Annotated in this window: 20 protein-coding genes and 1 pseudogene; 16 read left to right on the top strand and 5 right to left on the bottom strand. The window is 66.2% G+C overall.

The annotated features are described in order from the left end of the window. The 3 genes and pseudogenes from AC1DRP_RS25805 to AC1DRP_RS25795 all read left to right on the top strand — a co-directional run. Window positions 1-144, top strand: a pseudogene (locus tag AC1DRP_RS25805) (amino acid ABC transporter ATP-binding protein); the annotation flags it as partial. A gap of 104 nt (window positions 145-248) precedes the next feature. Further along, on the top strand, window positions 249-1,124 hold the full coding sequence (locus AC1DRP_RS25800) for a LysR substrate-binding domain-containing protein (RefSeq protein ID WP_441492961.1): 876 nt from the start codon (window positions 249-251) through the stop codon (window positions 1,122-1,124). Window positions 1,125-1,343: 219 nt separating this feature from the next. Next, complete coding sequence (locus AC1DRP_RS25795) at window positions 1,344-2,423, top strand: helix-turn-helix domain-containing protein (protein WP_441506875.1); 1,080 nt, start codon at window positions 1,344-1,346, stop codon at window positions 2,421-2,423. On the opposite strand, the gene AC1DRP_RS25790 is transcribed toward AC1DRP_RS25795, so the two are convergent. Continuing rightward, complete coding sequence (locus AC1DRP_RS25790; protein ID WP_476769933.1) at window positions 2,413-3,456, bottom strand: alpha/beta hydrolase family protein; 1,044 nt, start codon at window positions 3,454-3,456, stop codon at window positions 2,413-2,415. The genes AC1DRP_RS25795 and AC1DRP_RS25790 overlap by 11 nt on opposite strands. Before the next feature lie 345 nt (window positions 3,457-3,801). Here AC1DRP_RS25790 and ehuB point away from each other — a divergent pair, with 345 nt between their 5' ends. The 6 genes from ehuB (at window position 3,802) to AC1DRP_RS25760 (ending at window position 9,705) form a co-directional block, all read left to right on the top strand. Continuing rightward, a complete protein-coding gene (ehuB, locus tag AC1DRP_RS25785; protein WP_476769932.1) occupies window positions 3,802-4,677 on the top strand; it encodes an ectoine/hydroxyectoine ABC transporter substrate-binding protein EhuB in 876 nt (291 codons plus the stop codon). Window positions 4,678-4,705: 28 nt separating this feature from the next. Next, window positions 4,706-5,365: an amino acid ABC transporter permease gene (locus AC1DRP_RS25780; RefSeq protein WP_441492957.1), complete on the top strand. Its 660-nt coding sequence runs from the start codon at window positions 4,706-4,708 to the stop codon at window positions 5,363-5,365. After that, complete coding sequence (gene ehuD / locus AC1DRP_RS25775) at window positions 5,355-6,014, top strand: ectoine/hydroxyectoine ABC transporter permease subunit EhuD (protein ID WP_476769931.1); 660 nt, start codon at window positions 5,355-5,357, stop codon at window positions 6,012-6,014. The genes AC1DRP_RS25780 and ehuD overlap by 11 nt, the downstream gene beginning before the upstream one ends. Before the next feature lie 117 nt (window positions 6,015-6,131). Next, window positions 6,132-7,283, top strand: coding sequence for an amidohydrolase (locus tag AC1DRP_RS25770; RefSeq protein WP_476769930.1), 1,152 nt, complete (start codon window positions 6,132-6,134; stop codon window positions 7,281-7,283). Window positions 7,284-7,374: 91 nt separating this feature from the next. Next, entirely contained in the window at window positions 7,375-8,559 is a 1,185-nt protein-coding gene (metC, locus tag AC1DRP_RS25765) for a cystathionine beta-lyase (RefSeq protein ID WP_476769929.1), read from the top strand. Between the two features lie 120 nt (window positions 8,560-8,679). Then, complete coding sequence (locus tag AC1DRP_RS25760) at window positions 8,680-9,705, top strand: amino acid ABC transporter substrate-binding protein (protein ID WP_476769928.1); 1,026 nt, start codon at window positions 8,680-8,682, stop codon at window positions 9,703-9,705. A 143-nt stretch (window positions 9,706-9,848) separates the two neighbouring features. On the opposite strand, the gene AC1DRP_RS25755 is transcribed toward AC1DRP_RS25760, so the two are convergent. Further along, window positions 9,849-10,604 carry a HugZ family pyridoxamine 5'-phosphate oxidase gene (locus AC1DRP_RS25755; RefSeq protein ID WP_441506882.1) on the bottom strand — a complete coding sequence of 252 codons (756 nt, stop codon included), beginning with the start codon at window positions 10,602-10,604 and terminating at the stop codon, window positions 9,849-9,851. 396 nt (window positions 10,605-11,000) lie between these two features. Between AC1DRP_RS25755 and AC1DRP_RS25750 the strand changes: the two genes are divergently transcribed. Continuing rightward, window positions 11,001-11,561, top strand: coding sequence for an NADPH-dependent FMN reductase (locus AC1DRP_RS25750; RefSeq protein ID WP_441492950.1), 561 nt, complete (start codon window positions 11,001-11,003; stop codon window positions 11,559-11,561). A 50-nt stretch (window positions 11,562-11,611) separates the two neighbouring features. On the opposite strand, the gene AC1DRP_RS25745 is transcribed toward AC1DRP_RS25750, so the two are convergent. Further along, window positions 11,612-11,908 (bottom strand): hypothetical protein, encoded by a 297-nt coding sequence (locus tag AC1DRP_RS25745; protein ID WP_476769927.1) that lies wholly within the window; start codon window positions 11,906-11,908, stop codon window positions 11,612-11,614. 310 nt (window positions 11,909-12,218) lie between these two features. On the opposite strand from AC1DRP_RS25745, the gene AC1DRP_RS25740 reads away from it, so the two are divergent. Next, window positions 12,219-12,392, top strand: a complete 174-nt coding sequence (locus tag AC1DRP_RS25740; RefSeq protein WP_476769926.1) for a hypothetical protein — start codon at window positions 12,219-12,221, stop codon at window positions 12,390-12,392. 21 nt (window positions 12,393-12,413) lie between these two features. Here AC1DRP_RS25740 and AC1DRP_RS25735 read toward each other — a convergent pair whose 3' ends face one another. Both AC1DRP_RS25735 and AC1DRP_RS25730 read right to left on the bottom strand, forming a co-directional pair. Next, complete coding sequence (locus AC1DRP_RS25735) at window positions 12,414-13,334, bottom strand: cation diffusion facilitator family transporter (protein ID WP_476769925.1); 921 nt, start codon at window positions 13,332-13,334, stop codon at window positions 12,414-12,416. Window positions 13,335-13,390: 56 nt separating this feature from the next. Beyond that, a complete protein-coding gene (locus AC1DRP_RS25730) occupies window positions 13,391-13,621 on the bottom strand; it encodes a hypothetical protein (RefSeq protein WP_441506883.1) in 231 nt (76 codons plus the stop codon). 458 nt (window positions 13,622-14,079) lie between these two features. On the opposite strand from AC1DRP_RS25730, the gene AC1DRP_RS25725 reads away from it, so the two are divergent. From AC1DRP_RS25725 to AC1DRP_RS25705, 5 genes are all read left to right on the top strand, one after another. Continuing rightward, window positions 14,080-14,544 (top strand): (2Fe-2S)-binding protein, encoded by a 465-nt coding sequence (locus tag AC1DRP_RS25725; protein WP_441506884.1) that lies wholly within the window; start codon window positions 14,080-14,082, stop codon window positions 14,542-14,544. Between the two features lie 11 nt (window positions 14,545-14,555). Then, window positions 14,556-15,281, top strand: a complete 726-nt coding sequence (locus AC1DRP_RS25720; RefSeq protein WP_476769924.1) for a molybdopterin cofactor-binding domain-containing protein — start codon at window positions 14,556-14,558, stop codon at window positions 15,279-15,281. A gap of 1 nt (window position 15,282) precedes the next feature. After that, window positions 15,283-16,488, top strand: a complete 1,206-nt coding sequence (locus AC1DRP_RS25715; protein ID WP_476769923.1) for a xanthine dehydrogenase family protein molybdopterin-binding subunit — start codon at window positions 15,283-15,285, stop codon at window positions 16,486-16,488. A gap of 423 nt (window positions 16,489-16,911) precedes the next feature. After that, the gene (locus AC1DRP_RS25710) at window positions 16,912-17,937 is read left to right on the top strand and encodes a helix-turn-helix domain-containing protein (RefSeq protein WP_476769922.1); all 1,026 of its coding nucleotides are present in this window, start codon (window positions 16,912-16,914) and stop codon (window positions 17,935-17,937) included. Window positions 17,938-18,035: 98 nt separating this feature from the next. Next, on the top strand, window positions 18,036-18,314 hold a 279-nt coding region (locus AC1DRP_RS25705), incomplete at its 3' end, for a hypothetical protein (protein WP_476769921.1).

Here is an 18,314-nt window from a genome sequence, read left to right as displayed (position 1 = left end):
GAGATGGGCTTTGCGCGCCAGGTCGCCGACCGCGTCATCTTCATGGATGCCGGCCAGGTCGTCGAGATGAACGAGCCCAACGCCTTCTTCAAGAACCCGCAGCACGAACGCACCAGGCTCTTCCTGTCGCAGATTCTCCATTGAGGGCGCGCAGCCTTGCATCCACCGGAGGCCCGGCGCGTTCGAACGCGCCTCGCCATGGGGCGCGGCCGGTGTAATCTGCCGGCCCCCTGCCGAGGTGCCATGACTTGAATCACCGCCAGCTTGAGACGTTTGCCGCCGTGATGAAGTCCGGCACCGTCTCGCGCGCAGCCGAGTTGCTCGGCATCACGCAGCCGGCGGTCAGCCGCACCATCGCCGAACTGGAGCGCTCGGTCGGTTTCCTGCTGTTCGACCGGGTGCGCAACCGCATCATCCCGACGCCCGAGGCCAAGCTATTCTATGCGCAGGTCGAGGCCTCGTTTCGCGGCATGGACACGCTCCGGGCCACGGCTGCCCGCATCCGCGACCATGGCTCGGGACAATTGCGGATCGGCTCGCTCTCGGCGCTTGGCTCGTCGCTGGTGCCCCGCGCCGTCCGGCGCTTCCGCGAGGGCCATCCCGATATCGGCGTCACCCTGATGGTGTTGCCCTCGCGCGACGTGCGTGACGGCGTCGTCTCCGGCCAGTTCGATATCGGGCTCGCCGCCGACGAGATCGATGTCAGCGGCGTGCTGCACCAGCCCTTCGTCTCGCCGCGCGTGCTCTGCGCGATCCCGCGCGAGCATCCGCTGGCCGAGCGCGACCTGATCACGCCGCATGACCTGCACCGCCAGCCCTTCGTCGCCTATGTGCCGGAGGACCGGACCCGCCAGCGGCTCGACCTGGTCTTTCACCAGGCCGAAGTCAGCCCGCATGTCGTGGTCGAGACGATCTATGCCGCAACCGTCTGTGCGCTCGTCGCCGAAGGCGTCGGCATCGGCCTGGTCAGCCCCTATGCGGTCGCCGGCGCCGATATGAGCCGGATCGTGCTGAAGCCGTTCGAACCGGCAGTGCACAGCAAGAGCCTGCTGATCCTGCCGCTCGACCGGCCAAAATCGCAGCTGGTGCGCGATTTCATCGACTGCCTGCTCGCCTCGCGCTAGTTCGCCGTGCGTCCGTTCGGACGCAAGATGGGCGATCTAGCCCATTGTTTAAGCGTCGGATTTTCCGAAAACCGGATTCCACTTTTCGGTCCGATGCTCCAGGTCGCATCGAGCATGCTCTGAACGACGTGACCTGRGCCTGGGAGACATGAGGCCGGGATTGCGGCATCAAGCCGGTCAATCGCCTGCCTGAACCCGATAGGGATGAGAGATCACCGGATGCCTGCGATACCATTGCCCTTCGTGGTGGCGCTGTTGCTGACGATCCTGCTTATCCGGGTCTTCCTTCAGGACAGGCCCCTCCTCAAACCGGTCACTCTCTTCATCGGCACCTGCATTCTGCTGGTGGTCACGGTCGGCTTGCGCTGGACGATCGATGCCCCCTGGGTCCGGTTCCTGCAGCCCGTCATGGCGGCATTGCTGCCGCCCATCGCCTGGCTCTGCTTTGCAAGGCTGCGGCAGCCTCCCGCACTGCGATCCTGGCTGCATGTTCTGGCCCCGGTCGCGATCCTCATCCTGTCCTGCCTGTGGCAGCGCTGGCAGGCGCCGATCGACCTCATTCTCGCCCTGCTCTTTTTCGGCTATGGCGCGGCCCTGGTTCGCCACGGCCATGCCGGGCCCGATCAGTTCGAGAGCGTGCGTCTCTCCGATGCCCAGGGCGCGCGCAGGGCGGTTTCCGTCATAGGCCTGCTGCTGATCTGCTCAGGGATCATCGATCTTCTGATCGCCGCGGATTTCGGGTCCCATCAGGGCAGCCACGCGGCCGTGATCGTGGCAGTCGGCAACCTCCTCCTCCTTCCCGTCATCGCCTATGCAATCGCGGTGATCGGCCGCAGCGTCCCGGACGACGAGCCCCTCGATCGATCCGACCCGGCCCGCACCGAGGAGCCCGAGCATCGGCCGAACGAGGCGGCGTCGGCCTCCGCGACGGAGGAGGACGTCGGGATCATGGCGATGGTCGAGACCGCGATGCGCCAGAAGACGATCTATCGCGATCCGGACCTGACCCTGAACCGCCTTGCGCGCCGCCTCGGGCTGCCTTCAAGATCCGTGTCGAACGCGATCAACCGCACGCTTGGCCGCAATTTGCCGCAACTCGTCAATGAATATCGGGTTCGCGAAGCCATGCGCTTGCTCGGAGAAACCGACCTGCCGGTCACGGGGGTGATGTTCGAGTGCGGTTTCCAGACGAAATCGAATTTCAATCGGGAATTCGCGCGCGTGACCGGCACGACGCCGAGCGAGTATCGCCGCGCGGGCGGTGCGCCTGCCGGGGAGACCAGCCGTTCTACGGCCTGACCGGAATGGACCTGGCGAGAAAGCCGATCACGAGAAAGGCGATCTCACGGTGGATCTCGTCGCGGCCACGCGCTCCATCATCCCTGCAGATGATGCCGCTGCCGGGCTCGACCTTTTCGATGAGGGCGACGGCATCCGGCTTGCAGAGCCCGACAAAAGCGAAATGCGTCGCGTCGGGAATGGTGACCGAGGTCGCGGACGGCTTCGGCAGATGCTCCGCGAGATAGCCGGATTCAAACTTCGCGGGTAACCCGTCGATATCGATCCCTGCGCCGATCACAAGCGCCGGCATGTCGAGGCTCGCCAGGCTTTCGGGCGTAAAGCCTCTTGCAAGGCCGAGGTCGAGGGACACGAACGCCTTGAGGCGCGGGTCGGCCAGGTTGCCTTCGAGTTCGCGCTTGTCCAGGCCGAGCTCACCCCTGAGGACACAGGCACGCGGGCTGGTATTGGCCTTGCAATCGGTCTCGAACCGTTTCGTGTCGAAGCGTGCCCCGGCCAGTTCCGCAACCGTCCAGCCTCCCAGGGAATGGCCGATCGCGGAGACCCGGCTGATATCGACCTTGCCCGCGAGCGTCGGATCGCGTTCCACGGCGTCGATGACCCGGCTCAGATCACGCGGGCGCTCCCGCAGCATCGCCGCCTGCGCGGGTGGCATGTCGAATGTCGTCGTGCCCGGATGGTCCGGAGCCGCGACGATGCTGCCGCGTGCGGCCAGCTCCGCAGCAAGCCAGGAGAGATTGCGCCAGCTCCCGCCATAGCCATGCGACAGGACGACAAGCGGCAGTTCACCCGAGAGCGGCGCGGCACCGCGAATGACGGGAACCCCATGGAAGGCGGGATTGTCTCCGACGATCTCGGTCTTGCCCTCCTGTTTCGTCGGATACCAGATGCTGACCTGAAGCGGCCGCTTCCCCTTCGGGTCGAGCGTCGTCTGCTGAAACCCAATGGCGTCAGCGGAATGCGCAAGGACCGTGGTCAGCAGCCATGACCCGGCCGCCAGGAGTGAGCGTTGAAGGAGTGAGCGTTGAAACATGGCAGTCTMCGATGGAATGAGCGGCCGGCATGTTTCAAAATCCGCTCTCCCGAGACCTCGAACGCGATCGAGAACGCCGCTTTCCGCCAGATTCCGCCTTCGCCCCGCCCCTCGCCCGTGCGGGCAGCCACGCGGAACCCCGGAGCGCTCGCGGATGCGTCCCGGCTGGAAGGGACCAGCAGGTATAAGATTTAGGCATCAAGCTATTTCCCCAGCCTGATTGTCGCGAACCGACCCGCCGCTATCGTGCCTCGCAGCAGGCTCGGCCTGCAGGGATGACCGGGGCCGCGCTGCAAACGGCCGTAGAGCGTGGCGCAGCCTCAGCCAATGACAGGGGATTTACCGATGAGCTTTCCTTCCCGGCGCCTGGCGCTCGGTGTCGCCGCCCTCGGACTGGCTGCGTTGAGCGGCTGGACCGCGCAGGCCCAGCAGCCGGATCTCAAGACTCTCTCGGGCAAGACCATCACCATCGGCATCCATAACCGTTCGCCCTGGGGCTATCGCGACAAGGACGGCAATGTCGTCGGCTATCACCCCGACCTCGTGCGCGCCGCGCTTGCCCCGCTCGGCGTCAAGGCGATCGAGTTCACCGTTGCCGATTTCGGCGCGCTGATCCCCGGCCTGCTAGCCAGCCGCTTCGACATCATCGCGTCGGGCGTCGCGATCACCCCGGCGCGCTGCCAGCAGGTGCTGTTCAGCGAGCCCGACCTCTCGGCCGGCGACGGCCTGCTCGTGCTCAAGGGCAACCCGCTCAAGCTGCACAGCTACGAGGACATCGTGAAGAATCCGAACGTCAAGCTCGGCGGCGGGCGCGGCACGGAGAATGCGAAGAACGCGTTGGCCGCCGGCGTCCCCGAAGACCGGCTGCTGCTCTTTCCGAACAACGAGGCCGTGGTCAGCGCCATGCTGGCCGGGCGCGTCGATGCCGCGACACTGTCGGCGCCGAGCGTCGCCGGGCTGATGGAAGCCGGCGGCATGAACGCGATCGAGCGCGCCCTGCCCTTCAAGGGTTATGTCAAGCCGGGCGGGCAGGAATACATGATGGCGACCGCCGTCGTCTTCGCGCCGAAGGACAAGGAACTGCAGGCGCTCTACAACGCCAGGCTCGCGACGCTGAAGACCGACGGCACCATGAAGACGATCATGGCGAAATACGGCTTCACCGATGCCGAGATGCCGCCGGAGGCCTCGACCGCCGATCTCTGCGCGGCAAAGCCGTGAGCACCGGCCCAAAAACGCCAGGCCGATCATGAGCTTCGCCGACGTCCTTGCCGGGATCTATCAGGGCTTTGGCGTCACCGCCTCGGTGACGCTGCTCGGCATGGCCTATGCCGTGCCCTTCGCCTTCATCGCCGGCGTGCTGCAGTTCAGCACGCGCGGCTGGCCCCATGCCGCCGTCACCGCGGTGATCGAGTTCTGGCGCTCGTCGCCGGTGATCATTCTGCTCTACGCGTTCTACTACACGCTGCCGGGCTTCGGCATCCGGCTTTCCGGCCTCGCGGTCGGGGGGCTGGTGCTCGGCCTCAATATCGGCGGCTATGGCAGCCAGGCGGTGCGCGCCGCCCTGCAGTCGCTCGACCGCGGCCAGGCCGAGGCCGGACGCTCGCTCGGCTTCCGGCGCTGGCAGATCCTGCTCTTGATCGAGCTGCCGCAGGCGCTGCTGGCGATGATGCCGACCTTCGTCAACCAGTTCATCCAGCTGGTGAAGAGCACGGCGCTGGTCTCGCTGATCACGCTCAGCGACATGACCTTCCGGGCCAAGGAAATCTCGCAGCTCCATTACGACCCGGTGAAGGTCTATACCGGCCTTCTCGTCGCCTATTTCGTGCTCTGCTATCCCGCGACGATCGTCGGGCGCTGGCTCGAGCGCAAGGTCGGCGCCGGGCGGAAATTCGCCCATGACGTTTGATCCCGCCTTCGCCCTCTCGATCGTGCCGCCGATCGCGCGTGCGCTGACCACGACGCTCGCTGTCACGCTGCTCAGCTGCGTATTTGCCGCCCTGCTCGGCTTCGGGTTGGAAATCACCAGGCGCTCCAGCAAGCCCATGCGCTACGCGATGCGCTTCGTCATCGACTTCATCCGCTCCACGCCGGTGCTGGTGCAGCTCTACTTTCTCTACTATGTGCTGCCGGTCTACGGCATCAAGCTGCCCGCCCTCGTCGTCGGCGTCGCCGCGCTCAGCCTGTATTACTGCGGCTATCTCGCCGAGGTGTTCAAGGCCGGGATCGACGGGATTCCCAAGGGGCAGTTCGAGGCCGCCAAGGCGCTCGGGCTCAACCGGTTGAAGACCGTGCTGCTGGTGATCGCGCCCCAGATGCTGCGCAACATCGCCGCGCCGATGGGCAATTACTTCATCTCGATCTTCAAATCGACGCCCTATCTCGCGGTCATCGCCGTGCCGGAATCCTTCGGTTCGGCCCTCGACATCGCCTCCGACACCTTCCGCTATGGCGAACCGATGGCGGTCGTCGGCGCGCTCTTTCTCGCTATCGCCGTCACGCTCTCCTTCCTCATCCGCAAATTCGAGGCGCGTCTCGCGCTCTCGGCCCAGCGCTGAGTTCCGTCCAGGCCAAGAATCCTGCCCGAGCATTGAATCCTGCCCGGGCGCTGAATCCTGCCCGGGCGCCGCTTTCTGCCCGGGCATCGCCGCAACCCGCATCATCCGAGACCGATCATGGACCAGGCCTTTCTCGACCAGCTCACGCAATGGCGCCGCCAGCTGCATGCGCAGCCCGAACTGTCCGAGCACGAGCATGCCACCTCCCGCTTCGTGCAGGAGAAACTCACCGAACTGGGCATTCCCTTCGTCGCGGGCGTCGGCGGCACCGGTGTCGTCGCGACRTTGTCCCGGTCGGGCTCGAACCGGACCGTCGGCTTACGCGCCGATATGGATGCGCTGCCGATCCAGGAGCTGAGCACGGCGCCCTACGCCTCGCAGACGCAGGGAGCGATGCATGCCTGCGGCCATGACGGACATACGGTCGCTTTGCTCGGCACGGCCGCTATGCTCGCCGCCGACGAGAGCTGGAAGGGGCAGGTCCAGTTCATCTTCCAGCCGGCCGAGGAAAACGGCGTCGGCGCCAAGGCGATGATCCAGGACGGGCTGTTCGAGCGCTTTCCGATGGAGCGCGTCTTCTCCTTCCATAACTGGCCGGGGCTCGAGGCCGGCACCATCGCGGTGCATGACGGGCCGGTCATGGCGGCGGGCGGGCGCTGGAGCGTCACCCTGCACGGGCTTGCCGGCCATGCCGCGATCCCGCACCAGACCCGCGACCCGATCGTTGCCGCCGGACACCTGATCGTCGCGCTCCAGACCATCGTGGCGCGCAATGTCGATCCAGTCGACGCGGTCGTGCTCTCGATCGGCCAGATCAGCGGCGGCGTCGTCAGCAACCAGATCCCGGAAAGCGTGACGCTGCTCGGCACCTTGCGGACCTACCGGCCCGAGGTGCGCGAGGCGGTGATCAAGCGGATGGAGAGCATCATCGCCGGCATCTGCGAGGCCTATGGCATGCAGGCCGATGTCGAGATCCTGTCGACCGGCAGGCCGATCATCAACACTCCGGCGGAAGCCGCGCTCTCGGTGCAGGCGGGACAGGCGATCGGGGCGCCGGTCCGGCGCGACGTGCGGCCGAGCACCACCGGCGACGATTTCTCCTTCCTGATCAAGGAGCGGCCGGGCGCCTATGTCTGGATCGGCAACGGCCCGGCCGGTCCGGAGGGCGAGCTCCACAATGCCCGCTACGATTTCAACGACGCGATCCTGCCGGTCTGCGTCGGCTGGATGAGCGAGGTCGCCAGGCGCGCGCTCGCGGATGCCGCGTAAGCCATAAGGGCCAGGCATCGTCTCATGCCCGCAGCCTGATTGTCTCGCTTTGCCAGCCGCCTACAGCTTGTCCCTCGAAAGGGATCAAGCCATGCACGACCTCACCCGCTGCGTTCACCACCCGGCCGTCAACGAGGAGGGCTATGCCAGCCTCGCCGTGCCAACGCATCGCGCCTCGACCATCGTATACAAGGATGCCGCGAGCTTCGCGGCCCGCAAATATCGCGGCTTCGACGGCTATACCTACGGGCTGCACGGCACGCCGACGACGCGCACGCTGGAAGCGCAGCTCACCGCGCTGCATGGCGGGGTGCGCACCGTGCTGGTGCCTTCGGGCCAGGCTGCGGTCACCATCGTCATGCTCTCGGTCCTCATGCCCGGCGACAAGGTGCTGATCCCCGACCATGTCTACCCGCCGGTGCGCAGCTTCTGCGAGGAATACCTGAAGCCGCGCGGCATCGATTACGGCGTCTACGACCCGATGATCGGCGCCGGCATCGCCGAGCTGATCGAGGGCGCCACCAAGCTGGTCTGGGTCGAGTCGCCCGGCTCCGGCACGATGGAGGTCCAGGATGTTCCGGCCATCGTCAAGGCGGCCAAGGCCAAGGGCGTGCTCGTCGGCTGCGACAACACCTGGGCGACGCCACTGCTCTTCAAGCCTCTGGCCCATGGCGCCGATTTCGCCTGCGAGGCGCTGACCAAATATGTCGGCGGCCATTCCGACCTGCTGCTCGGCTCCGTCACCGTCTCCGACATGGCGCTGCGCGAGAAGATGAAGGAGACGCTGCGCGCCTTCGGCGTCGGCGTCTCGCCGGATGAATGCCAGCTCGCGCTGCGCGGCATCGAGACCATGGGCCTGCGGCTCGCCCATATGGGCAAGATCTCGGAGGATTTCGCCCGGCGGCTGACGCATTCGCCGGCTGTCGAGACGGTGCTGCACCCAGCCCTGCCCTCCTGCCCCGGCCATGCCTTCTGGAAGCGTGACATGGGCCGTTCATCGGGCGTCTTCAGCGTCGTCCTCAAACCCGTTGCCGAGGCGGATCTCGAAGCGGCGCTGACCGCGCTCAAGATTTTCGCGATCGGCGCCTCCTGGGGCGGCACGCGCAGCCTGATCGCGCCGATGGCGGTCAAGGGTGACCGCACCGTCAGCCCCTGGACGGCGGAGGGCACGGTGCTGCGCATCAGCATCGGCATCGAGGATCCCGACGACCTCTGGAACGACCTCGACGCGCTGCTCGTCGCGCTCGAACGCGGGCCGGCCGCCAGGGTCGCCTGAGACAAAAGATCCGGACCGAAGACCAACGCGGCGGGAGCAGGCTTCCGCCGCGCAGGGAGAACTTTGCCCAGAACCAGCCAGCACAAAGAACGGCAAGAACAAACAGAGAGGGAAGCTTCAATGACACGCCCATTCATCCGGCTTGCGGCCGCCGCGGTCGTCGCGACCTGTACTGCGGCCTCCGCCCAGGCGGCGGACACGCTCAAGACCATTCGCGATCGCGGCAGGATCATCTGCGGCACGAGCAACGGCGTTCCCGGCTTCTCGACGCAGGATGCAGCCGGGCGCTGGCAGGGTTTCGATATCGACATCTGTCGCGCGCTCGCCGTGGCGGTCTTCGACGATTCCGAGAAGGCCGGCTTCGTGCCGTTGAGTTCGAAGGACCGCCTGATCGCGCTCCAGGCCGGCGAGATCGACGTCCTGCCGCGCACCACGACCTGGACGCTCGCGCGCAATTCCGGCCAGGGCGTCACCTTCACGGCTGTGAATTATTATGACGGCCAGGGCTTCCTGGTCCACAAGAGCCTGGGCGTGACCAGCGCGACCAAGCTCGACGGCGCCTCGATCTGCGTGGCGCAGGGCACGACCAGCGAGCTCAACCTCGCCGACTTCTTCCGGCGCACCGGGATGAAATACGAGGTCGCCGCCTTCGGCACCCCCGAAGAGGCGCTGAAGGCCTATGAATCCGGACGCTGCGACGCCTACACCACCGATGTCTCGGCGCTTTCGGCCAATCTCCTCAAGTTCCGCAATCCCGACGAGCATGCGGTGCTGCCGGAGATCATCTCGAAGGAGCCGCTCGGTCCCTGGGTGCGCAGCGGCGACGATGTCTGGTTCAACCTGGTGCGCTGGACGCTGTTTGCCCTGATCAACGCCGAAGAGCTCGGCGTCACCAAGGCCAATGCCAGGGAGCTTGCCGCGAACGCGACCAATCCCGAGATCCGGCGCTTCCTCGGCCGCGACGGCAAATATGGCGAGGCGCTCGGCGTCAGCAACGACTGGGTGGTGCGCGTCGTCTCGGCCGTCGGCAATTACGGCGAGAGTTTCGAGCGCCATCTCGGCCTGAACTCGCCGATGAAGCTGCAGCGCGGGCCCAATGCGCTCTGGACCAAGGGCGGCCTGCAATACAGCCCGCCCTTCCGCTGAGCGCAGGCGTCACGCCACCCTCGGCGGCGTGACGATGAGCCGATCACACGGCGCAAAGAGCGAGCCGCCTCGGGCCTGCGCCGGCAGACGAGGCGGTCCTGCCGCTTGCGCGCCTGACCCTCTGCGACAGCGCGGAATCGGGTTCAGCGCGGCAACTGCTCGGCCAGCTCGTCGAGACTTGTGACGCGGCGGACAAACCAATGCCGGACGGTCTCCCTGCTGGTCGACAGTTCGATCCCGTCCGGATCGAGGCCGCTGACGCGCCACTGGCCGGGGCCGTTTCCCGCAAGCGCAACGAGAGCAGCGAGGTCGGCCGCCGAGCTGTTCAGGCGATCGATCTCGTCTGCGGCGCGCGACATCAATGCTTCCGCCCCGGAAAGCTCCGTCTTCAGGGCGGCTGCCGTCACTTCATTGGCGTTCTGGGCCGGGCCGCCATTGATCTGCAGGGCCTCGACCTCGACGCGATAGAGGCAGGCATCGGGCAAATCGAGATAGAGCTTCGATTTGGGGTAGCGACGAGCATATCGTTCCTTCGCGTCAGTCTCCTCGGCAGCCGGCATCAGATGCGCGCGGCCGACCAGCGTCAGGCGTGGGCGCGTGAGCGCATCCGGAGCGCCGGCTTCGGCGAGCCCGAGCGAGACACGGTTGTCGGCTTCGATATTCCGAGCGTGAACGGCGAGCCTCGCGACGAAGAAGAACGGAGTGCCGTCCGGCTCGACCGCCAGGTTGGTCGCCATCGTATAGGGATAGCCGCTTTGCGGATCGAGCGTTGCCAGGGCGACGAGCCGCGCCGTTCTCAGCAGGCTCCGGGCTTCCTGCATGGCCTCGAAGGGGCGGGCAGCAGCCAGGTTGAGTTCGATGCCACGGGGCGTGATCGGGGTCGTCGGCTGCAGCTGCATGGTGCGTCTCGCGTGGTTTGAGCGGGCCGAGACCTACATCCCTGCCGCGCTCGACCGATAGCTCCGATGGCGCGAGCCGGCCCTGCTTCAAGGCACCTTGCCTACGGGCCATGGCGCCGTAAGGTCGATTCAACCCCGGCAGATGTGATGCGCCGCTCCGTTGGAACAGGCCCTCATCGGGCGGCCATCGGCGCCCTTCCTCGACCYCGCCCCCGAATAGCTGGCGCATGGGCCTGGCCGCCCCCCCGATCGCGCCGCATGTGACGACCGGCCGACCGGGAGAGATCGACATTCAGCTGGCGGGCCATGAAGCTGCCATGCTGGCCGCCGGTGCCGGCAACCGGTATTCCCGGCGCTTCGGATATCCGCCGCCGCACAAGCCAAGGGAAACAGGCAATGGTCAGCATTCTCGGGGTTTCAGGGAGCCTGCGACGCGGCTCGTACAACAGCGCCTTGCTGCGGGCGGCCCGGGCGTCGATGCCTGACGGGGCGGAGCTGGTCGAGGGCACCATTGCCGGTATCCCGCTCTACAACGCCGATGACGAGGCCGAGACCGGCATTCCGCCCGCCGTTCAGGTCCTGAAGCGGCAACTCGCCCAGGCTGACGGGCTGATCCTGTTCACGCCGGAATACAACAACTCGATCCCCGGCGTGCTGAAGAACGCGATCGACTGGCTATCGCGCCCGGCGAGCGATATCGGCCCGCTCTTTGGTGGCCGCCCCGTCGCGTTTCTGGGAGCCTCGATGGGTGGTTTCGGCACCGTGCTCGCGCAGGAGGCCTGGCTGCCGGTGCTGCGGACGCTCGGCACCCGTCCCTGGTTCGAGGGGCGCATGCTGGTCTCGCGCGCGCAGAATCTGTTCGATGAAGCGGGTGAACTGAGCGACCCCGCCACCCGGGATCGCTTGCGCGGATTTCTGGCCGGCTTTTCTACCTTCGTGGCGTCACAGGCTGGCTGAACGCCCCCGGCGGCGGCGGCCCCCGCGCGGGACCGTCACGCATCCCGAGCCTACAGGCAATCCAGCCGGGTGATAATCACCCCTGTCCTGGCGATCTCGAAACTGCGCCCGTCGACATAGTTCACCAGGGCGCCGGTATCGAGCGTATAGGAGGTGCTGCTCAGGCCCGGGTAAAGACGCCAGACAATCACCGTGTAGCGGTTGCCGTCCCCGTCCTCGCAGGGCTCGCGATAGAGTTCGGTCGGCATGGCCGCGATCGAGCGCGGGCGTGCCGGCAGGATCGCCTTGCGACCGAACGACCAGCTGGGCCGCCATCTCGGATGATACGCTTTCGGCAGAACACCCATCTTCGACACCGCAACGCAACGATCTGGATCAACGGAACAACCTGGATTCAACGATTGGGCGGCGCGCATGTTCCCTGCCCTTTCGGCCCTCTCGCTGCCACGGCACCGGCCTTCCCGGGAGCCAATCCAGGTGGTTGCCTGGGAAGCCCCCTTGCAGCATCGCCAGCGAAGCCGGAATGGCGCCCCGCGCTCTCGGACGAGCCGCGCCCCGTGCTGTTCCGGCAGGCAATTTCGAAGGGTTGCCAGGAAGGGATCGATGGCTGCACACTGCCCTCGTTCTGGGGATGCAGCCACGCCGGAGGCCTCGCCTATGCCCGAGATTCCTGTCCTGCTCGCCATCCGGACCGATCGCGAGTTCCGCTTGATCTGCGAGCGGATCGGCCAGCTTGAAAGCAAGCCACCAAGCCCGATCAGAACGATAGAATTGCGCAGGCTCAAGGCAGCCGTGCTGCGCTATGGGCCGCCTGCCTCGCAGCCGCACTGACGGGCGGGCGCGTCCGGCGCTTCAGACCCGCCTGGCTGCGGCCTTGGGCTTGATGAAGACCGAGGTCACGGCGGGTTCGGTCGCCCGGATTTGTCTTTCGATCCGTTCGACGCTCGCCTCGATCCCGCTCGTGGTCAGATCATCCTCGAACTCGAGGCTCAGCGCGACGACGATCTCGTTGGGACCGAGATGGACCGTCGTCATGCCATTGACCGTCCTGACCTCTTCGTCGGCACGGACGATCTCCAGGATGGCGCGCTGAACCTCCGGAATGGCGGCCTCGCCGAGCAGCAGTGCCTTGCTTTCACGGGCGAGAAAGATGGCGGTGGTTCCCAGAACGGCCGCGATGCCGAGCGAGGCGACGCCATCCAGGATCGGCTGATCGAACCATGCGGCCGCCGTGATGCCGACGAATGCGATGGCAAGGCCGATCACTGCCGCGGAATCCTCGAAGAGAACGGAGAAGACGGTCGGATCCTTGCTCTGACGGACCGCATCGAGGTAGCCGAGCCTACCTTTGGTCTTGCGGAATTCCTTGAGTGCGACGCGCCAGGAATAGCCCTCGAAGACGAGCGACAGCCCGAGCACGACGTAGTTCACCAGGAGATTTGTCGCGTGGTGGGGCTCGAGGATGTGAAGAACACCCTCGTAGAAGGACACGCCGGCTCCGACGGCAAAGACCATCAGGGCGACGATGAAGCTCCAGAAATAAAGTTCGCGACCGTGGCCGAGCTGATGCAAGGCGTCAGGCGGGCGCGCCGCGCGCCTCAGGCCATAGAGCAGGAGCAGGCCATTGCCGGTGTCGACCAGGGAATGAATGCCCTCGGACAGCATCGCCGAGCTGCCGGTATAGGCGGCCGCCCCGAACTTCGTCACGGCGATCAGCAGATTTCCAGCGAGGGCGGCGTAGATCACCCTGTGCGAGCCGGTATGCGCTGCCATGCCGGTGATTCCCGCCTGGTTCGGTCAGCGCCGCGAAGGGCTCGCCCGGCGCCGCCCTAATGGGTCAATGTACTCACTTCTTCCTGGGTCAGCGGCTGGCCATCGGCGGTGATCTGTTCCACCCGTCCTTCGAACAGGTCCTCTGCGACGGCCTCCAGGGCGTGTTCGATCGATGGATAATCCATCCAGTAGACAGTCTCGGCTTCGCCGGCATATTTGTCACGCGCACGGAGCAGCACGCCGATCTCGACGCCGGCGTATTTTGCGATCACGTCGACGGGTCTCATGGGGCTCACTCCTCCGTTGCGTGTCGAAACGGAACTGCCGGGGTGAGGCGCTGGTTCCGTATCGCCCGGGAGCGGGGCGCAAGCGCGCAGCGTCGAAGGCCAGCCAGGGGACGGGAGCGGACGCCAGGCCGGTCCATGAGCGACGCCGCACTGGGACCTGCTCGCAGGGGCGGAGTCCCGGTGCCGCCGCCCACCCTTCCCCTTCCATACTCCCGCCATGTTTTGGGGGCGCAGTCCGTCCTGCGATGACGCCCGATCGGCGAATATCATGCTCCGTCCCGTGCCTCTGATCAGCCAACGATTTGCCAACGCGCTGGGGAGACCGCCATGCGTGCCGATGGCTCCAGCGGTGGTTCCGGCCGCGGACTTCCGAGCCCCCGAAATTGGCATTCCCGGCGGTGTGGTGCCGGATAGACAGCTTCATCAGCACGACCAGGGCAGGCCGAGGAGGATGCGCGATGCATGATCTCACCATAAACGGCCACTCCCTCGCGGTTGATGCCCCCGACGACATGCCGCTGCTCTGGGTAATCCGGGATATTCTCGGCATGACCGGAACCAAATTCGGGTGCGGGATCGCCCAATGTGGCGCCTGTACCGTTCATATCGACGGCGAGCCGACCCGCTCCTGCATCACGGCGATCAGCGATGCCGCGGGCAAGTCCGTTACGACGATCGAGGCGATCAGTGAGACGCCAGCCGGCAAGGCGATCCAGGCGGCCTGGTTGAACCTGGAAGTCGTGCAATGCGGCTACTGCCAATCCGGGCAGATCATGTCGGCGAGCGCGCTCCTCGCCGGCAATCCAAAGCCCACGGACGCCGATATCGACGCCGCCATGTCCGGCAATATCTGTCGCTGCGGCACCTATTTGCGCATTCGCGAAGCCATCAAACAGGCCGCGGCCATCGCTGGCGCGCGGTGAGGGCCAGAGCCATGGCACATGCAGAGAATCTCGGGGATCACGTCGTTTCGCGTCGGGCATTCCTCCATGCCAGCGCTGCCGTCGGCGGCGGATTGATGATCGGTGGGCCCTTGCAGGTGGGTGCCCAGCCAGCCGATCCCGCGCAAGCGAAACCCTTTGCGCCCGGGGCCTTCATCCGCATCGACCGCATGGGAAAGGTGACCGTCATCTCCCCGATGATCGAGATGGGTCAGGGCACCTACACCTCGCTGCCGATGCTGGTCGCCGAGGAGCTCGACGTCGACATGAGCAATGTCGCGGTCGAGCCCGCCCCAGCGAATGCAAAGCTCTACGGCAATCCCCTGATCTCCGGCGTGCAGATGACGGGCGGCTCGACCTCGATCCGCGCATTCTATCTGCCGCTGCGCCAGGCCGGTGCGGCCGCGCGAAAGATGCTGATTGCCGCAGCCGCGACCAGGCTGAATGTGGATGCAGGCAGTCTGACGACGCAGCCGGGCTATGTCGTCCACGCCGCGAGCAGCCGCCGGATCGGCTATGGCGAGCTCGTGGACGCCGCGGCCAAGCTTACTGTCCCGAGCGATGTCACGCTCAAGGACCCCGGCAGCTTCCGGATCATCGGCACCCTGCGCTGTCAGGTTCGACGATGGACCGCATGCGGCCACCTCGATGGCCGACATCGTGGCCGCCCTCGCAACGGCTTCGGAAAGCCCCGGCGCCGTTGCCACAAGCGAAGGTGACGTGACTGCCGCCCTCGCCAAGGCGGCGACCAGGGTCGCGGCGATCTACGAGGCCCCGTTCCTGGCCCATGCCACGATGGAGCCGATCAACTGTACCGCCGAGGTCACGAGCGACGGCTGCGATATCTGGGTCGGCTCGCAGGTTCCCGATATCGCCCAGCTCGTCGTTTCGAAACATCTCGGACTGAAGCCGGAGCAGGTGCGGATTCACAACCACCTGCTCGGCGGCGGCTTCGGGCGCCGGCTCGAAGTCGATTTCATCGCCCAGGCGGCGCTCATCGCCAAGCAATCCAAGGGCCCGGTCAAGGTTGTCTGGAGCCGGGAAGAGGACATCCAGCACGACATGTACCGGCCCTATTACTACGACCGGATCAGTGCCGGGCTCGATGCCCGGGGCATGCCGGTCGCCTGGAGCCACCGCATCGCCGGCTCGTCGATCATGGCCCGCTACTTCCCGTCGGCCGTCAAGGACGGCGTCGATCCCGACGCGGTGGAAGGCGCAGCCGAAATCCCCTACGCAATCGCGAACATGCATGTCGATTATGTCCGGGTCGAACCCCCGGGAATTCCGACCGCATTCTGGCGCGGCGTCGGTCCGACCCATAATGTCTATGTGGTCGAGAGCTTCATCGACGAACTCGCCGCGGCCGCGAAGAAGGATCCGCTCGACTATCGACGCGCCCTTCTGGCTGGGAATCCGCGTGCGCTCCATGTGCTGGAACGTGCCGCGCAGAAGGCAGGATGGGCCAAACCGCTGGGGCCACGCCAGGGGCGCGGCATCGCCTTGTCGCAATCCTTCGGCAGCTATCTCGCCGAGGTCGCCGAGGTGACGGTCTCGAAGAGCGGCGATGTCCATGTCGACCGCGTCGTCGCGGTCGTCGATTGCGGGGTCGCCGTCAATCCCAACACCATCGCGGCGCAGATCGAAAGCGGCGTCGTCTTCGGCATCACCGCGGCCTTGTACGGCGAGATCACCCTCAAGGATGGCAGGGTGGAGCAGACCAATTTCGACACCTACCAGATGCTCCGCATCGATGCGGCCCCGACGATCGAGGTCGAGATCGTGGCGAGCAGCGAGGCGCCCGGCGGGCTTGGCGAGCCCGGCACGTCGGCGCTCGCGCCCGCGGTGCTGAATGCGGTCCATGCGGCAACCGGCATCCGGCTCCGCAAGCTGCCGATCAAGCCCGAGATGCTGACGGCTGGGTGATCGCCAGCAGGTCCCGGCCCGATGCCCCACTGGTCGGCCGGGCCGTCGCCACGACAGCAGGGRCTGGCTGCCAACAGTCTCTCGAAAGTCACATCCCGCACGGCCTGAAGGTGCGGCGCGCAAGATTAACGGTCGTGTAACGCCGGATTAACGCCGGTAAATACGCCGCCTCGACTAGAGTTCTCCCAAAGCGCCTCGTTCCCAGCGATGGGCCAACGGGGAACCGCGGGGGGACATATGACTATCTCAAATCGACCCAGCGCAGCGCAGATCGCCCCGTCCCCATTCTCACAGGCTTCGGCATCTGGCGGCGCGATCGGCCGCCCTGTCGCGGGACGCCCCTGGCCGGCGCCTCTGCCCAGGCCCGAGACCCATTCGCAGACATGCGCCTCGCGCAGCATTGCCTGGCCGTTCCCCCCGGGCATGGAGTGTTTCGCGGCCTGGAAGACGGCGCTGTCGCGCCTGGTCGACTGCGCCATACCGGCCGATGCAGACCCGGCCCAGTTCGATTTCCACGGCCGCTCCTGGCAGCTCCCCGAGGCCTTCGTGCAGATCAATGGCGGATCGGCGATGTCCATGTCCCGGAGCCAGCGCGTCATTGACGACCGGCCGATCTCCCAGATGTCGCTCTATGTGCTGACACGCGGAAGCGCAGTCGCCGATTATGACGGTCGCAAGCGCAGCCATGGTCCAGGCGATGTCGTCGCCGTCGACTATTCGCTGCCCTATGAATCCCGTACGCCCGGCTATGAGGGGATCACGCTCACCTTCGACAGGGCCAGCGCGCCGGCCGGGCTTCAGGGCGATGTGCATGGCATGGTGCTGACGGCCCAAAGCAGTGCGGGCAAGCTTCTCGGCACCCTGATCCGGGCCCTGGTGGAGCATATCGACGGGCTCAGCGTCGACCAGGCGCAGTCGGCCGTCGACGGCATCCTGCGCTTTGCCGCAACCGCCCTTCCCTCCGGCGGGCCGAGAAAGGAACGCGAGGATGTTCCGCTCTTCGATCGCGCTCATCGGCTGGCCCGAGGCAGGCTGTCCGACCCGGATTTCGGCCCAGACGACCTGATGGCCGCGCTGGGCGTCTCGCGCTCGAAACTGTTCCGGTCGTTCGAGGCCCATGGCGGCGTGCGGCGCTGGCTGGTCGGGATCCGGCTGAGCGCCAGCCTGCAGGTGATGATCAGGTCTGCGGGAAGGCTGAAGATATCGGCGATCGCGCATCAGCACGGATTTCGCAGCGAGGCCCATTTCAGCCGTGCGTTCCGGAAGCGCTATGGCATGAGCCCAAGCGCGGCTCAGGCCTCGAGCCTGCACGCCCATGGCAATCTGGCATATCTGACCTGGGCGGAGCAGGATATCGCAGCCGGGGGGTCGACGGCCGAGGCCTGGCTCGCCTCCGCTCGCACCCGAGCGTGGGCGGGAGCAGGACGAGAGCGCTCATCGCGCGTCTGAACCGGCGATTCTGGGTCTGAACTCCCATCAGCGGCGCCCCCCTGGCCTCCCGGCGTCGAACTGCCCTCAAGCTCTACAGGAGCGGGCGACGCCGCACCTTGCCCGCCGATCTCATCTTGATGACTGGACGTCCCAATGCACGGCTCCTCCCGGTTCGGGGCCGTGACAGCGCGATCGATATCGCGGATCGAGCGTTGCGGATGAGATCTGAAACCTTCCGGCTGGCCCTGGAAATCGCGACGATCTGCCCGAAGACAATCAAAGCCGGCCTTCGGCAAGAAGGCCCAAGCAACAAGCACCGGGTGGGGCGCGACGATTTCATGCAAAGACCGCAAGACGGCGGAGCGCCGGGGGCGCATTACGCGCCGACGCAGCCT

Source organism: Allobosea sp. 01N443 (genome assembly GCF_056399325.1).
The sequence above is the reverse complement of the archived record's forward strand: the minus strand, read 5'-3'. Positions and strand labels throughout refer to the sequence as shown.

Coding starts and splice junctions, on each gene's coding strand:
- AC1DRP_RS25795 (WP_441506875.1), top strand. CDS start 1,344: ATGCCTGCGATACCATTGCCCTTCGTGGTGGCGCTGTTGCTGACGATC.
- AC1DRP_RS25790 (WP_476769933.1), bottom strand. CDS start 3,456: ATGTTTCAACGCTCACTCCTTCAACGCTCACTCCTGGCGGCCGGGTCA.
- ehuB (WP_476769932.1), top strand. CDS start 3,802: ATGAGCTTTCCTTCCCGGCGCCTGGCGCTCGGTGTCGCCGCCCTCGGA.
- AC1DRP_RS25780 (WP_441492957.1), top strand. CDS start 4,706: ATGAGCTTCGCCGACGTCCTTGCCGGGATCTATCAGGGCTTTGGCGTC.
- ehuD (WP_476769931.1), top strand. CDS start 5,355: ATGACGTTTGATCCCGCCTTCGCCCTCTCGATCGTGCCGCCGATCGCG.
- metC (WP_476769929.1), top strand. CDS start 7,375: ATGCACGACCTCACCCGCTGCGTTCACCACCCGGCCGTCAACGAGGAG.
- AC1DRP_RS25760 (WP_476769928.1), top strand. CDS start 8,680: ATGACACGCCCATTCATCCGGCTTGCGGCCGCCGCGGTCGTCGCGACC.
- AC1DRP_RS25755 (WP_441506882.1), bottom strand. CDS start 10,604: ATGCAGCTGCAGCCGACGACCCCGATCACGCCCCGTGGCATCGAACTC.
- AC1DRP_RS25750 (WP_441492950.1), top strand. CDS start 11,001: ATGGTCAGCATTCTCGGGGTTTCAGGGAGCCTGCGACGCGGCTCGTAC.
- AC1DRP_RS25745 (WP_476769927.1), bottom strand. CDS start 11,908: ATGGGTGTTCTGCCGAAAGCGTATCATCCGAGATGGCGGCCCAGCTGG.
- AC1DRP_RS25740 (WP_476769926.1), top strand. CDS start 12,219: ATGCCCGAGATTCCTGTCCTGCTCGCCATCCGGACCGATCGCGAGTTC.
- AC1DRP_RS25735 (WP_476769925.1), bottom strand. CDS start 13,334: ATGGCAGCGCATACCGGCTCGCACAGGGTGATCTACGCCGCCCTCGCT.
- AC1DRP_RS25730 (WP_441506883.1), bottom strand. CDS start 13,621: ATGAGACCCGTCGACGTGATCGCAAAATACGCCGGCGTCGAGATCGGC.
- AC1DRP_RS25725 (WP_441506884.1), top strand. CDS start 14,080: ATGCATGATCTCACCATAAACGGCCACTCCCTCGCGGTTGATGCCCCC.
- AC1DRP_RS25720 (WP_476769924.1), top strand. CDS start 14,556: ATGGCACATGCAGAGAATCTCGGGGATCACGTCGTTTCGCGTCGGGCA.
- AC1DRP_RS25710 (WP_476769922.1), top strand. CDS start 16,912: ATGGAGTGTTTCGCGGCCTGGAAGACGGCGCTGTCGCGCCTGGTCGAC.